The organism is Simplicispira lacusdiani (assembly GCF_003604195.1).
Classification (GTDB): Bacteria; Pseudomonadota; Gammaproteobacteria; order Burkholderiales; family Burkholderiaceae_C; genus Simplicispira; species Simplicispira lacusdiani.
Map to the genome: position 1 here is coordinate 267,253 of NZ_QXGR01000005.1, position 14,749 is coordinate 282,001.

Below are 14,749 nucleotides of genomic sequence, written 5' to 3' on the forward strand. Positions count from 1 at the left end.
ATTCTTTTATGCACAGCCACACAACGCCCTCAATCCCCACACGACACCATATCAGTGGGTTTACAGCCATTGAGCTGATGGTGGCCGTGAGCATCATGGCCATCCTGATCGCTCTGGCAGGCCCATCCTTCATCGTACTAATGGAGACCTGGCGCGTACGTAACGCCACAGAGTCCCTTCGATCCAGTCTGATACTCGCACGGTCCGAGGCCATCAAGCGCGGCGGGAGAATCGCCATACAAAAAATACCCAACAACACCAATGGCTGTACTAGCGCCACTGGCAATCGAGACTGGGATTGCGGCTGGATCATCTGCCAGGACACAAACAACAACGGCACCTGCAATGCCAGTGAACCTGTGCTGCAGCGTGTCGATGCCCCCACAAAAGTGCAGATCACCCGCACTGGTGGCGGCGCCAGCATTAAGCTCAACCGTTGGGGGCTAGTTGATGGTACCTGGCTGGGTTTCAGCCTGGTGCCCCTGGACAAATCCTCCTCCCACCCTGGCGCGCGCGGTGCCTGCATGAGTTCGGGTGGGCGCATTCGCATCATTCCCCCAGAGGCCATCCCATGCACTGGTTAACACCAATCAACACCACGCCAGCTCAGCATCAGCACGGCATCAGTCTGATCGAATCTCTCGTCGCCATTGTTGTCGTGGCTTTGGGTATTCTGGGTGTTCTGGGTGTGCAAATGAGGACACTCACGGACACATCGACCACTCTTCGCCGTGCCCAGGCCATCCGGCTGATTGAAGACCTTGGTGAACGCATGCGAACCAACCCCAGCGCACTGGCAAACCTGAGCACCTACGTTTCCAATTTCGCAGCCTCTCCAAGCGCAAGCAGTTGCGCAAGCGGCTGCAGTCACGCGCAGCTGGCTGCTTATGACCTCGCCACCTGGAAAAAGACGGTTCAAGAGAATTTGCCCATGGGCAAAGCCAGCATTTTTGTCCCGCCTGCTGAAAGCAGCCTGGTAGCCGGCCAAAGGCGGCAGCTCGGTGTGATGATCGCCTGGCGCGAAAACGAACGAGAAAGTAGCACCGGCACCGGCGGCTACAAAGACGATATTGACGCCACCAAGGTGCGTGCTACGGACGGAACACTGAGCGCCGGCGGTGGAACCGATCAAACCACCGACGCCTGCCCTGCCGACCACACCTGCCACCTGCAATACATTCCCGTGCCCACGCGCTGCGCGCCCTATGTGCCCGGCGCCAACACGCCTTTGTACTACTGCCCTGGGCCTTGAAATGCCATCAAAAACCATAGCACCTCACGATTATTCGGCCAGCCGTTCAGGCCAAAAAACCTTCAACGGTTTACTGGTGCGATCAAATACCCAGCGTGGTGTCACACTGATTGAGTTGCTGGTGGGCATTGCCATTGGCCTACTCACCGTTGCCGTCGCCACGGGTGCGCTCATGGTCTCGCGCGGCGTTTCTGGCACAGTGAGCGATGTCAGTAGCATTCAGCAGCAAGCTGCCTATGCCATGCGTGTCATCGGTCTGCAACTACGCCAGGCGGGTTCACTACGCCTGAACCTCAATCCCGGTACGGCATCCGTTGCCGAACCGTACATGGCATCGGTGGCATTTGAAGCCATCACTCCACCCGCATCGAGTCCCTTGGAAGGGTTCAACCCAACCACCGACACCCTCAGTGGCACGGCCACCCCCGTGACACTTACCACGGGTTACCGGCGCTACACAGAACCCGTGTTCACCAATGCTACTGAGCAAGCACTTTCACGCAACTGCCTGGGCGGGCCTGCGGATACAAGCAGCGATGCCCGCTTGGAAAGCATCTTCCAACTCACAGGCAGCGAACTGCAATGCAATGGTAACGGCGCTGGAGCCCAAGCTATCGTACAGAACGTAGCCAACTTCCAGGTGAACTATCTGGTGCAAGACAGTACGAGCACGCCTGGGGACAGCAAGGTCAAATCTGTCGATGCCAGTGGCGTGACCAATTGGGGTCAGGTGCAGGCTGTGGAAGTGTGCTTGGTGCTCTATGGTGCCGAGCGCATTGATCTGCCCAGTTCCGCTCCAGCCAACGATCCCAGCACCAGCTACCGAGACTGCAACGGAACGCTCATCGATATGAGGACCTTGGCAGCCCCCCGCAAACAGCGCATGCACATGGCGTTCCGCAGCACCTTCCAACTGCGCAGCCAGGGGCTGATTGGCACGGTGCTTTAACCCTTTGCAAGACGAGCCATCATGCAACACATTTCCCAGCACCTTCCAAACCGACGCCAGCGAGGCGTGGCGCTGTTTGTCGTCATCGTTTTCGTCATGCTGTCCATGCTGCTGGCACTCTGGGCATCGCGTACATCGTTGTTCAACGAAATGGTGACGGGTAACGATGCCGACTATCAACGCGCCTTCGAGGCTGCCCAGGCACTACTCCAGGATGCAGAACTGGATATCCGTGCCGAAAACCCCGACAGCACGCCTTGTCTCGCATCAACATGCCGGGACAAAATCAGCAGCGCAAAAAAGATCCCTCTCGACGCCCAAGAAGTAACCCCCCTGCTGGCCGATCTAGATCAAGAGCCCACCAAATGCCACAGCGGCCTTTGCGTCAAGCGCACGGGGCGGCAGGATTTCTGGAACTACACCAGCGCCACCAGCCCCGCACCCACCAACCTTCAGCCTGGTGAATTCAAGCTGGAGGACATGACCAAAACAAACATTGGTGCACGCTATGGCGAATACACCGGAGCCGCCCTGGGCGACACCAGCAACCCCGCAAACCCCATCCTAGCCGACCGTAGCGCAGACAATCGTGGGGGCTGGTACTGGATCGAAGTACTGCGCTATGACGAAAGCATCAAGAACTCCGGCCTAATCGTAGGCGGCTCCGGCCCCAGCAACCTACTGAGCCTCAGCCTCACGCCCAACGTGGTGTACCGCATCACCGCCCTGGCCTATGGCCGCAAGCCGGGCACCATGGCTGTGCTGCAGCAAACCTACGCCCGGCAAGTGCGCGCCGATTAGTTCCGTGAGAACCATCGTACTTCGCGCATTCCAGGCCAGCTTCCACGCTCATTCATCACAAAACCACCCATCCAAGGAGCAAGCCATGCCCCGCACCGCTGCCCCCCGCTTCCGCAAAACCCTGCTTGCCATGGCTGCTGTAGCAGCGCTGGCGCCACACGGCGCCTGGGCACTCGATCTGGCCGAATCGCCACCCGGTACTGTGGAACCCTATGTACGGCCAAACGTCATCATTTCAGTCGATGATTCCGGCAGTATGGATTTCCGCCTGGATGCTGAGCACGAATCTGGGGCCACCAATAACAAAATACCTAACGCCGACGGCACCTGGCCAGTGACCACCCGCCGAATCAATGTGCTTAAGTACGCACTAATCGGCAACAGCGGAGTGGGCGGTGTAATCCGTGACACGACCTTGCTGCCTGATAAAAAAATTCGCCTGTCCTGGCAAGCCATGCACAACAATGGCAGCGCCTCGGGCGCCAGCAATGTTGACAGCACAACCATGAAGACCAATTCGATGCGCGTGCTGGATACCACGCATCGCAATAACTTCATCAGTTTCATCAATGGCTTGGTTGCCAACAATGGCACGCCATCCCATGAGATGTTCAGTCAGGCCGACTCCTACATGCGCCGCCCGCTAGGCACCAACAGTGCGTGGGCGACTGAGCCAGGAGTCACCGGCTCTCCCTACCTTGCTTGCCGCCGTTCATACCATATCATGATGACTGACGGTCGCTGGAACGGAACGGCAATTGCCGTCCCGGACACCAGCAAGCGCGACAACGCCACCAATCTATCATTGCCGGATGGCATGGTGTATGGCGGCGCCACGACCACTGACCGTGCAAAGAACGCGCTTTACCGTGACAACCGCACCGGAACCACGCTGGCAGACTGGGCGTTCTACAGCTGGGCGGTCCCCGCGCAAACCAGCGGCATGACCGGCACCATGCAGCCTGCGGCTGACTACCGCAAGGCCCCGGCCACCGAGAATTTTGGCAAGGACACAGCGAACAAGGATGCGATCCTCGACCGCTACTGGAACCCGCGTTACAACCCGGCCACCTGGCCGCACATGGTCACGTACACGATCGGTTTCAGCAACATGGCCGTGACCTGGCCCGGAGCATCGGCTATCGTTTCACCCACGAGCCAGGTCCCATTTGGCTATGACGGCAGTTTTCTCGACTTCGTGACAGGCACCCAGACCTGGCCATTGATGGACTCGGAGAACAAGCGCTCACTGGACCTGTGGCACGCTGCCCTCAACGGGCGCGGCCGCTTCTACGCCGTGACCACAGGCGAAGATCTCGAAAAGGCCTTCCGCGAAATCTTCGGCCAAATCAATACTGCCACCGACCCCGATCTGAGCGCCAGTGCAACCAGCGGCTCCAACGTTTCGCGCAGCGAAGTCGGCAAATACACCGCCGCCTACGAACCCAGCAAGGCCTGGAAAGGCTTTGTCACCGCCGAAAGGGTGCAGTCCAACGGCTCATCCATACCAGACCCAGGATGGAGCGGCCAGAACACGGCCGACAAGCTCGATGCAATCAGCGTCAGCAGCCGCCTGGTGCTAAGTTGGAGCGACACATGGGACAGCACCAAGTACAAGGGAGGCGTGCCTTTCAAATGGGCATCGGACGAAAGCAATCTCAGTACGGCGCAAAAGCTCTGGTTGCAAAAGAACGTGGGTGGTACCGACGAAGGTGTCACGAAAGGAGAGCAGCGGCTGGATTACATACGCGGAGAACGGAGCCTGGAAGGATCTGAATCCAGTGGTTACACGGCCTCGAAACCCTTCCGCGAACGCCAAAGCCGCCAGGGTGACATCATTAACTCTGACGTGTGGTACACCGGAGCGCCCGCAGCCGACTTGCTACTCAAGGGATATACATCCTTTGTCCGCGGCAACAAGTCACGCCCAGGCATGCTTTACGTGGGTGGCAATGATGGCATGTTGCACGGTTTTGCCGCAGCGGACGGCGCAGAGAAGATCGCTTACGTCCCCCGAGGCGTGATTCCTACCTTAAACCTGCTGACAGACCCACAGTACAACAACAAGCATAAATACTATGTCGACGGATCGCCCATGACCGGAGACGTTGACTTGGGCGTGGGCACGCAAGATCCCGACGATCCAAGCTACGACCCCAGCTACACCCCCAGTTGGCGCACCGTGCTGGTGGGAGCATTGGGCCTTGGCGGCAAGGGCTACTTTGTGCTAGATGTGACCAACCCTACGGCAACCACCCTACCGGGAGGGGCCCCGGGTTTTGCCGAAGCCAACGCGACACAACTCGTCAAACTTGACCGCACTCGGGGTGCTACCGAGCCTGCACCCAACTGCGGCGCCATGACCGGTGCTGAAAAAACCATGTGCCTTCAGGTCGTGGATGAAGACAAGGACATTGGCTTCATCACTATGCGTCCTGTCAAGAACGTCAACGACAGCATGCGCAGCACGCAGATTACGCGTCTGAACAACAACCGCTGGGCCGTGGTGATGGGCAACGGCTACAACAGCACCAATCAGCGCCCAGTATTGCTTGTGCAGTACCTGGATGGCGCCAAAGAATTGCTGCGCCTTCCCGTGACCAACGAAGCAGCCGGGACAGGCAATGCCAATGACAACGGCTTGGCGGCCCCACGGTTGGTCGATATCAACGGCGATGGCCGGCCTGACGTGGTCTATGCAGGCGACAACCTCGGCAATCTGTGGAAGTTTGACCTGACCAGTCCCACCCCTGCCAACTGGAAAGTCGCTTTCGGTGGCACCCCACTGTTCACAGTCCGTGGTCCTGCCGCCCTCAATGGCGCCACGCGTCCCAAAATTCAACCCATTACGGCCGCCCCGACCGTGCGTGCCAATGATCGGTTCAAGATTGTGGGCAGCGGCGCCAGTGCCAAAAAAGTGCGTGTGGGGGGCATGATGGTTGCCTTCGGTACGGGTCGCAACGTGGCCAAAACCGATCCAGAGAGCGTGGATGTGCAAACCCTGTATTCGGTGCTAGACAACACGCGTTACCGCGAAATCAGCACCAGCCTGGGCAAGCGCCTGGAGGTACATCCCGGCGGCGGATCCTGCCCAGGGGGAGATGATTGCGTGCCCGCGCCTGCAGCCCTTGGTACAGACGTCGGCGCAGCCAAGTTGGCAAAGCGTGAATTCGTGGAAGACGGTGACTATGGTTACATCAAAGAGATTGATGATCTGAGTGAGTCTACCTGGGCCAATTTCAACGGCTGGTACCTCGACCTACCCGCTATTGGCGAGCGCCTACTCAAGCCTATGGAGTTTTACGATGCCAGCAACCTGCTGACCGTGTGGTCTCAGGTGCCCGCCAAAGGCTCCGACGTAGACCCGAACGTGGAGAGTTGTGACTCCACCTCGGTCGACGCCGAACGCCAATACCGCACCTTCACGAATATCATGGACGGCAAGGCACCTTCAGTCGCCATTGTTGATAAAAACAAGGACGGCAAATTCAACATGGCCGGTGACGGCGTCAATCTCGGAACAGCCTCAAGCCCCAAGTATGTAAGCTTCTCACGGGCCAAGGTTGCCAAGGGCCCCCATAGCATCATTAAGAAAAACAAATACACAAACATCGATATCAGTGCAAGTGGTGCTGGTGGTAGCGGTGGTACCCCCCCAGAGGATCTCGGTGCCATGCCAGAGAATTCCTTGCGCCCCAGCTGGCGCCAGATCCAATGACAACAGGTTCTACGTATGATGCAAAAAATCAACAGACTCATCACCGTGCGACAACAAGGTCTCACCCTCATTGAACTCATGATCGTTGTGGCCGTCGTTGGCATTCTTACGGCCATTGCCATACCTAATTACAGCGAATACGTCAGGCGTGGCGCCCGCGCCGAAGCCCGGGCCGGGTTGCTGCAAGCACAGCAATGGCTGGAACGAGCGGCCACGGCCACGGGCTCTTACCCGCTGACCGCAGCCTTTCCCACTGCGATGAAAAAGGTTCCATCGGATCGATACGATGTCACCTTGGCATCGGCAGATGGTCGCACCTACACACTGACCGCAACCCGCAAAGGTGCTCAGGCCTCAGATAAATGTGGCAACTACACGCTAAATCAGGCAGGCGTTCGCGGTGCATCTCCGTTGTCTGGAGGGCTTACTCTGGAGGATTGCTGGAACAAATAGCCACTGCGCTACCATCCCTGGCGCAATGACCCTCACCGCGCCCTCCCCCATCTACCAAGCGCTTGGGCTCGCCGCCCAGGCGCTTTTTGTTTCCAATCCCAACCCCCGCGTGGGCTGCGTGATCACCGCACCAGACGGCGAGGTGCTCGGCGAAGGCTTCACCCAGCAGGCGGGCGGTCCTCATGCCGAGGTGATGGCGCTGCGCGCTGCGCAGGCCGCTGGGCACGATGTGCGGGGAGCCACGGCCTACGTCACGCTGGAGCCGTGCGCGCACCAGGGGCGCACGGGGCCGTGCTGCGACGCGCTGATCGCAGCGGGGATCGGCAAGGTCGTGGCGTCGGTCGAGGACCCGAACCCGCTGGTGGCGGGCCAGGGCTTTGCGCGGCTGCGTGCCGCCGGCGTTGCCGTGGAGGTGGGCCCGGGGGCACAGGAGTCGCGCGAACTCAATATCGGCTTCTTCAGCCGCATGGTGCGCGGCACGCCCTGGGTGCGGCTCAAGGTGGCGGCCTCTCTGGATGGCACCATGGCCCTGCACAACGGCGCCAGCCAATGGATCACCTCGCCCGCCTCGCGCGCCGACGGCCATGCCTGGCGCGCGCGCGCCTGCGCGGTGCTGACCGGGATCGGCACGGTGCTGGCGGACAACCCCCTGCTCAACGTGCGTGAGGTGGCCACGCCCCGCCAGCCGCATCTCGTGATCGTGGACAGCCGCCTGCAGACCCCGCCGGGCGCTTCTCTTTTCATAGCTGGTCGCGCTTGCTACATCTACTTCGCAGCCCCGATCGATGCCGAAATCGAAGCCCGGCGCCAGGCCCTGGAGGAACGGGGCGCCACGGTGGTGCACCTGCCCGGCGCCGATGGCCGGGTGGACCTGGCGGCCCTGCTGCGCGACCTGGCCCCGCGCGGCGTGAACGAACTGCACGTGGAAGCGGGCCACCGGCTCAACGGCGCGTTGCTGCGCGAAGGGCTGGTGGATGAACTGCTGCTTTACCAGGCCCCCCGGCTGCTCGGCCCGGGCTACGGCATGCTTCGCATCGAGCCGCTGGAGACGCTCTCCCAGGGGCTGGCGCTCGATTTCCACGGGGTAGAACGCGTGGGCCCCGACCTGCGCGTGCTCGCCCGGGTGCAGGGCCGCGACCGTTTCTGAAGCGGCCCCAAACCCTGCCACAATCCACGCCATGTTTACTGGAATCATCACCGGCATGGGGCAGATCGCCGCCGTGCAGAACCTCGGCGACACCGCCGCGCACGGCAAGCGCCTCGTCATCGTTCCGCCCCCAGGCTACCTCGACGATGTGGGTCTGGGCGACAGCATCGCGCTCAATGGCGCCTGCATGACGGTCACCAGCATGGACCCGGCCGCGCCGCAGTTCACCATCGACATCTCGGCCGAGTCGCTGGACAAGACCACCGGGCTGGGCGCACCCGGCCCTATCAACCTGGAAAAGGCCCTGCGCGCCAACGACCGCCTGGGCGGCCACCTGGTGTCGGGCCATGTGGACGGCATCGGCGAGGTCACGCATTTCGCCCAGGTGGGCGAGAGCTGGGAGCTGCGCGTGCTGGCGCCACGCGATCTGGCGCGCTACCTGGCCTACAAGGGCTCGATCACCATCAACGGCGTGAGCCTGACGGTGAACCGCATTGCCGACCTTGCCAGCGGCTGCGAGGCCAGCATCAACCTGATCCCGCACACCGTGCAGAACACGGCGCTGGGCCATCTGCGCGCGGGCTCGAAGGTGAACCTCGAAGTGGATCTGATCGCGCGCTACGTGGCGCGCATGATGGACGTGCCGGCGCCGGCACAGTAAGCCCTCAAGCGCAGCGCAGGCGGTGGCCCTGGCCCGCCGCGCTGGCTTGCATGCGGCCCACGATGGTGGCCTGATCGAAGCCATCCCCACGGAAGGCCTGCAGCACGGCATCAACCGCCTCGGGCGCGCAGCTCACCAGCAAGCCACCACTGGTCTGCGGGTCGGTCAGCAAGGTCCGCTGCCAGTCCGGCGCGGCGATTGGCCAATCCACCTCTTCCCCATACGCTGTCCAGTTCCGGTTGGACGCCCCCGTGGCCACGCCTTCCCGGGCCCAGCGCACGGCGCTTGCGATAAGTGGCAGGCTCGCCAAGTCGACCTGAGCCGACAGGCCCGAGCCCCGGCAGATCTCCAGCAGATGCCCCGCCAGGCCAAAGCCTGTCACATCCGTCATGGCATGCACACCGTCGATCTGCGCCAGCGCCGCGCCCACGCGGTTGAGCTGCGTGGTGTGGCGCAGCATCTCGGCATAGCCGGCCGCATCGAGCTGGCCTTTCTTGAGCGCGGCGGACAGCACCCCCACGCCCAGCGGCTTGCCCAGCACCAGCACATCGCCCGCCTGGGCATCGGCATTGCGGCGTACGCGCTGCGGGTGCACCAGCCCCAGGCCGACCAGGCCGTAGATGGGTTCGAGCACGTCGATGCTGTGCCCGCCCGCGATGGGAATGCCGGCCTCGCGGCACACGGCGGCGCCGCCTTCGAGCACCCGGCCAATAACCTCGGGCGGCAGCTTGGCGATCGGCATGCCCACGATGGCCAGCGCCAGGATCGGCGTGCCGCCCATGGCGTAGATGTCGGACAGCGCATTGGTCGCGGCGATGCGGCCGAAGTCGTAAGGGTCGTCGACGATGGGTGTGAAGAAATCGGTGGTCGCCACCAGCGCCTGCTGGTCGTTCAGGCGGTAGACGGCGGCGTCGTCGCTGGTCTCGGTGCCCACCAGCAGCTCGGGCGGCACCAGGCCCTGCGGCGCGCGTGCCAGAATCTCGCGCAGCAAACCCGGCGCGATCTTGCAGCCGCAGCCGCCGCCGTGGGCGAACTGGGTGAGCTGGATGGATTTTTCGATCACGGAGGAGGTGTCGGTCATGGTGGCGGCCATTGTGCCAGCCGTGCCGCCGCCCGCCCTCTCCACTGGAGTACTCCCATGAGCCACCGCGGCCCCGTGCGCGTGCACGATCGGCACACCTTCGACACCCTGATCGACGCGCGCTCGCCCGCCGAATATGCGCTGGACCACCTGCCCGGCGCCATCAACTGCCCCGTGCTCGACGACGAGGAGCGCCGCATCGTCGGCACGCTCTACAAACAGCAAGGCGCCTTCGAGGCGCGGCGCGTGGGCGGCGCCATGGTCGCGGCCAACCTGGCGCGGCATCTGCGGGAACAATTCGCCGACCGGCCTGCGTCCTGGAAGCCGCTGGTGTACTGCTGGCGTGGCGGCATGCGCAGCGGTTCCATGGTGACCTGGCTGCGCCTGGTGGGCTGGGATGCGCAGCAGTTGGCGGGCGGCTACAAGGCCTGGCGCGGGCATGTGATCGAACGCATCGCCACCCTGGGCCCGCAGTTGCCGCTGCGCGTGCTGTGCGGCCCCACCGGCAGCGCCAAGACGCGCGTGCTGCAGGCCCTGGCCGCGCGCGGGGCACAGGTGCTGGACCTGGAGGCGTGCGCGCGCCACCGGGGCTCGGTGCTCGGCGCCTGGCCCGGCGTGGAGCAGCCTTCGCAAACCGCGTTCGAGACTTTGCTGGCGCAGGCGCTGGAGCCGCTGGACCTGCGGCGTCCGGTGTTCGTGGAGGCCGAAAGCAGCCGCATCGGCCGACTGGCCGTGCCGCAGCCGCTGGTGCAGCGCCTGCGCGCCAGCCCCTGCATAGAAATCCAGGCCAGCCCCGCCGAGCGGCTGGCCTTCCTGCTGCGCGACTATGCCAACCTGGGCGATGACCGCGCCGCCCTCGCCCGCCAGCTCGGCACGCTGCGCGAACTGCACGGCGGGCAGACGATCGCACGCTGGCAGGGCTGGGCCGCCGAGGGCGCGCTGGAGCCGCTGTTCGCAGAGCTCATGGCCCTGCACTACGACCCGCTGTACGCACGCTCGCAAAGCACGCACCTGCACCAGTGGGCGCAGCGCCAGGGGGTGCAGGCCAGCGCGCTGACAGACGCCGGCATCGAGGCGCTGGCCGACCAGGTGCTGGCCCTGGCCGCCGAAATTTGAGCCAAAAAGGCCTCTAGCGCTTACGCATAAAGCGCCAACAGCTATCGTTTAAATAGCATACGGCAGCACCCCGGCAGGTGCTGCCGCCCGCTCACTGGCGCACGAAGTCGATGACGATGGCGCCGGGTTCGCGCTGCTGGTATTCGATGCGCACGGCCTCGCCGTAGCGCATCTGCATCTGCTGCAGCAACGGCAGCGGGTCGTGGTCGTTGACGAAGCGCATGGTCTCGCCCGGGTGCAGCGAATCGAGCGCGCCGAAGATGGCCGCATGGCGGAAGCGCTTGGCGACGCCGCGGGCGTCGAAGGGGTAAATGGCGTCGGGCGAGGTGTGGACGTGGGCGTTCATGGTGGGAGGTTGCGTCGAAACAAAAGATTCACATGAAATGAATCTTCAGTGTACGCCACCCCACCCCCAGCCAACGCATTGCCCCTGCTGGCGCCAGGGCGGCAGGGGCTACACCATGTGGGCCGGCACCACCCAGGCGTCGAACTGCTCGGCGGTCACATGGCCGCTGGCGATGGCCGCCGCCCGCAGGCTCAGGCCCTGCTGGTGCGCGCTCTTGGCGATCTGCGCGGCCTTGTCGTAGCCGATGTGCGGGTTGAGCGCGGTCACCAGCATGAGCGAACGCTCCAGCAACTCGGCGATGCGCGCGCGATTGGGCACGATACCCACGGCGCAGTGTTCGTTGAAGCTGCGCATGCCGTCGGCCAGCAGGCGCACGCTCTGCAGGAAGTTGTGCACCACCAGGGGCCGGAACACGTTCAGTTCGAAGTTGCCGCTGGCCCCGCCGATGTTGATGGCCACGTCGTTGCCCAGCACCTGGCAGCACAGCATGGTCAGCGCCTCGCACTGCGTGGGGTTGACCTTGCCGGGCATGATGGACGAACCCGGCTCGTTCTCGGGAATGCTGATCTCGCCCAGGCCGCTGCGCGGCCCGCTGGCCAGCCAGCGCACATCGTTGGCGATCTTCATCAGGCCGGCGGCCAGCGTCTTGAGCGCACCATGGCCATGCACCAGGGCGTCGCAGCTGGCCAGGGCCTCGAACTTGTTCGGCGCGGTGACGAACGGCAGGCCGGTCAGGTCGGCCAGTTCCTGCGCCACGGCCTGCGCGTAGCCCGGCGGGGCGTTGAGCCCCGTGCCCACGGCCGTGCCCCCCAAGGCCAGTTCGCACAGGTGCGGCAGCGCGGCGCGCACATGCTGCTCGGCGTGCTGCAGCTGCGCCACCCAGCCCGAGACCTCCTGCCCCAGCGTGAGTGGCGTGGCGTCCTGCAGGTGCGTGCGGCCGATCTTCACCACGTCCGCGAACTCCTCGGCCTTGCCCGCCAACGTAGCACGCAGCGCATGCAGCGCGGGCAGCAGCCGGTGCAGAAGCACATCCACGGCCGCCACGTGCATGGCGGTGGGAAACACGTCGTTGCTCGACTGGCTCAGGTTCACCTCGTCGTTCGGGTGCACCAGGCGCGCGGCCCCGCGCTCGCCGCCCAGCAGCTCGCTGGCGCGGTTGGCCAGCACCTCGTTCATGTTCATGTTGGTCTGCGTGCCCGATCCGGTCTGCCAGACCACGAGCGGGAACTCCTCGGCCAGCCCCCCTGCGATCACCTCGTCGGCCGCGGCCACGATGGCCGTGGTCTTGGCTGCCTCCAGCAAGCCCAGGCGGTGGTTCACATAGGCGCTGGCGCGCTTGACCTGTGCCAGCGCGCGCAGCAGCTCGGGCGCCATGCGCTCGCCCGAGATGGCGAAATGCAGCAGTGAACGTTGTGTCTGCGCCCCCCACAACCGCTGGGCGGGCACGTCGATGGGGCCGAAACTGTCGCGCTCGGTGCGCACGGCGGTGGGTGATGCGTTCAAGGCGGCCATACCAACTCCTTGCGGTGGAACAAGCGCAGGATACCCCCGAAACCCCTGCCGACAGATCCGCGCAAGCCCAGGAGGGATAATTGCAGGCTTCGCGAAACCCGTTCCCCTCCCCCACGCCATGACGACCATCCGCCAAGAAGACCTGATCGAGTCCATCGCCGCCGCGCTGCAGTACATCAGCTACTACCACCCGGCCGACTACATTGAGCACCTGGCCCGCGCCTATGAGCGCGAGCAAAGCCCCGCCGCCAAGGACGCCATGGCGCAGATCCTGACCAACAGCAAGATGAGCGCCTACGGCCACCGCCCCATCTGCCAGGACACGGGCATCGTCAACGTCTTCCTCAAGGTGGGCATGAACGTGCGCTGGGAAGGCTTCACCGGCAGCCTGGAGGACGCAGTCAATGAAGGCGTTCGCCGTGGCTACAACCACCCCGACAACATGCTGCGCGCCTCCGTGGTGGCCGACCCCCTGTTCGCGCGCAAGAACACCAAGGACAACACGCCCGCCGTCATCTTCTCCGAGATCGTGGCCGGCGACAAACTGGACATCACCGTCGCGGCCAAGGGCGGCGGCTCGGAGAACAAGTCCAAGATGGTCATGATGAACCCCAGCGACAACCTGGTGGACTGGGTGCTCAAGACCGTGCCCACCATGGGCGCCGGCTGGTGCCCGCCGGGCATGCTGGGCATCGGCATCGGTGGCACCGCCGAGAAGGCCGTGCTGCTGGCCAAGGAAAGCCTGATGGACGACCTCGACATGTACGAGCTGCAGGCCAAGGCCGCTAAGGGCGAGAAGCTCACCCAGGTGGAAGAGCTGCGCCTGGAGCTGTTCGAGAAGGTCAACGCCTTGGGCATCGGCGCGCAGGGCCTGGGGGGCCTCACCACCGTGCTCGACATCAAGATCAAGATGTACCCCACGCACGCGGCCAGCAAGCCCGTGGCCATGATCCCCAACTGTGCCGCCACGCGCCACGCGCATTTTGTGATGGACGGCTCCGGCCCGGTCTACATGGACCCGCCGAGCCTGGACCTCTGGCCCAAGGTGGACTGGGCGCCCGACACCGAGACCAGCAAGCGCGTCGACCTCAACACGCTCACCAAGGAAGAGGTCGCCAGCTGGAAGCCGGGCCAGACCCTGCTGCTCAACGGCAAGATGCTCACCGGCCGCGACGCCGCGCACAAGCGCATCCAGGACATGCTGGCCAAGGGCGAGAAACTGCCCGTGGACTTCACCAACCGCGTGATCTACTACGTCGGCCCCGTCGATCCAGTGCGCGATGAAGTCGTCGGCCCCGCCGGCCCGACCACCGCCACGCGCATGGACAGCTTCACCAACATGATGCTGAGCGAAACCGGTCTGATCGCCATGGTGGGCAAGGCCGAGCGCGGACCCGGGGCCATCGAGGCCATCAAGAACCACAAGAGCGCCTACCTCATGGCCGTGGGCGGCGCGGCCTACCTCGTGTCCAAGGCCATCAAGGCCGCCCGCGTCGTCGGCTTCGAGGACCTGGGCATGGAAGCCATTTACGAATTCGACGTGGTGGACATGCCCGTCACCGTGGCCGTGGACGCCGGCGGCACCAGCGCCCACATCACCGGCCCGGCCGAATGGAGCAAGCGTATCGCCACCGGCGAGTTCAAGGGCATCGGCGTCGCCGCCGCCTGAGCACGGCCCCAGCGCCTGCCCGCCACCCGCGCGGCAGGCGCGGC

Annotated in this window: 13 protein-coding genes; 10 read left to right on the plus strand and 3 right to left on the minus strand. The window is 63.8% G+C overall.

Annotated features, from left to right (window positions below; all coding sequences use genetic code 11):
• Nucleotides 1–8 precede the first annotated feature (8 nt).
• The 8 genes from D8S75_RS09150 (at nucleotide 9) to D8S75_RS09185 (ending at nucleotide 8,981) form a co-directional block, all read left to right on the plus strand.
• The gene (locus tag D8S75_RS09150; protein WP_119966028.1) at nucleotides 9–584 is read left to right on the plus strand and encodes a GspH/FimT family pseudopilin; all 576 of its coding nucleotides are present in this window, start codon (nucleotides 9–11) and stop codon (nucleotides 582–584) included.
• Nucleotides 572–1,252, plus strand: coding sequence for a type IV pilus modification protein PilV (pilV, locus tag D8S75_RS09155; RefSeq protein WP_119966030.1), 681 nt, complete (start codon nucleotides 572–574; stop codon nucleotides 1,250–1,252). The genes D8S75_RS09150 and pilV overlap by 13 nt, the downstream gene beginning before the upstream one ends.
• Nucleotide 1,253: 1 nt before the next feature.
• A complete protein-coding gene (locus D8S75_RS09160) occupies nucleotides 1,254–2,201 on the plus strand; it encodes a PilW family protein (protein ID WP_119966032.1) in 948 nt (315 codons plus the stop codon).
• Between the two features lie 21 nt (nucleotides 2,202–2,222).
• A complete protein-coding gene (locus tag D8S75_RS09165) occupies nucleotides 2,223–3,002 on the plus strand; it encodes a pilus assembly PilX family protein (RefSeq protein ID WP_119966033.1) in 780 nt (259 codons plus the stop codon).
• A gap of 85 nt (nucleotides 3,003–3,087) precedes the next feature.
• A complete protein-coding gene (locus tag D8S75_RS09170; RefSeq protein ID WP_119966035.1) occupies nucleotides 3,088–6,720 on the plus strand; it encodes a pilus assembly protein in 3,633 nt (1,210 codons plus the stop codon).
• A gap of 15 nt (nucleotides 6,721–6,735) precedes the next feature.
• Nucleotides 6,736–7,173 (plus strand): type IV pilin protein, encoded by a 438-nt coding sequence (locus D8S75_RS09175; RefSeq protein WP_119966037.1) that lies wholly within the window; start codon nucleotides 6,736–6,738, stop codon nucleotides 7,171–7,173.
• A gap of 25 nt (nucleotides 7,174–7,198) precedes the next feature.
• On the plus strand, nucleotides 7,199–8,320 hold the full coding sequence (ribD, locus tag D8S75_RS09180; protein ID WP_119966038.1) for a bifunctional diaminohydroxyphosphoribosylaminopyrimidine deaminase/5-amino-6-(5-phosphoribosylamino)uracil reductase RibD: 1,122 nt from the start codon (nucleotides 7,199–7,201) through the stop codon (nucleotides 8,318–8,320).
• Nucleotides 8,321–8,351: 31 nt separating this feature from the next.
• A complete protein-coding gene (locus tag D8S75_RS09185) occupies nucleotides 8,352–8,981 on the plus strand; it encodes a riboflavin synthase (protein WP_119966039.1) in 630 nt (209 codons plus the stop codon).
• Nucleotides 8,982–8,985: 4 nt separating this feature from the next.
• Here the strand turns inward: D8S75_RS09185 and selD are convergent, their stop codons facing one another.
• Nucleotides 8,986–10,062, minus strand: coding sequence for a selenide, water dikinase SelD (gene selD, locus D8S75_RS09190; RefSeq protein ID WP_119966114.1), 1,077 nt, complete (start codon nucleotides 10,060–10,062; stop codon nucleotides 8,986–8,988).
• 57 nt (nucleotides 10,063–10,119) lie between these two features.
• Between selD and mnmH the strand changes: the two genes are divergently transcribed.
• Entirely contained in the window at nucleotides 10,120–11,178 is a 1,059-nt protein-coding gene (gene mnmH, locus D8S75_RS09195) for a tRNA 2-selenouridine(34) synthase MnmH (protein ID WP_119966040.1), read from the plus strand.
• 91 nt (nucleotides 11,179–11,269) lie between these two features.
• Here mnmH and D8S75_RS09200 read toward each other — a convergent pair whose 3' ends face one another.
• Both D8S75_RS09200 and fumC read right to left on the minus strand, forming a co-directional pair.
• The gene (locus D8S75_RS09200) at nucleotides 11,270–11,524 is read right to left on the minus strand and encodes a DUF2249 domain-containing protein (RefSeq protein WP_119966041.1); all 255 of its coding nucleotides are present in this window, start codon (nucleotides 11,522–11,524) and stop codon (nucleotides 11,270–11,272) included.
• A gap of 108 nt (nucleotides 11,525–11,632) precedes the next feature.
• Nucleotides 11,633–13,036: a class II fumarate hydratase gene (fumC, locus tag D8S75_RS09205; protein ID WP_119966042.1), complete on the minus strand. Its 1,404-nt coding sequence runs from the start codon at nucleotides 13,034–13,036 to the stop codon at nucleotides 11,633–11,635.
• A 118-nt stretch (nucleotides 13,037–13,154) separates the two neighbouring features.
• On the opposite strand from fumC, the gene D8S75_RS09210 reads away from it, so the two are divergent.
• Complete coding sequence (locus D8S75_RS09210; RefSeq protein WP_119966043.1) at nucleotides 13,155–14,705, plus strand: fumarate hydratase; 1,551 nt, start codon at nucleotides 13,155–13,157, stop codon at nucleotides 14,703–14,705.
• Nucleotides 14,706–14,749 lie beyond the last annotated feature (44 nt).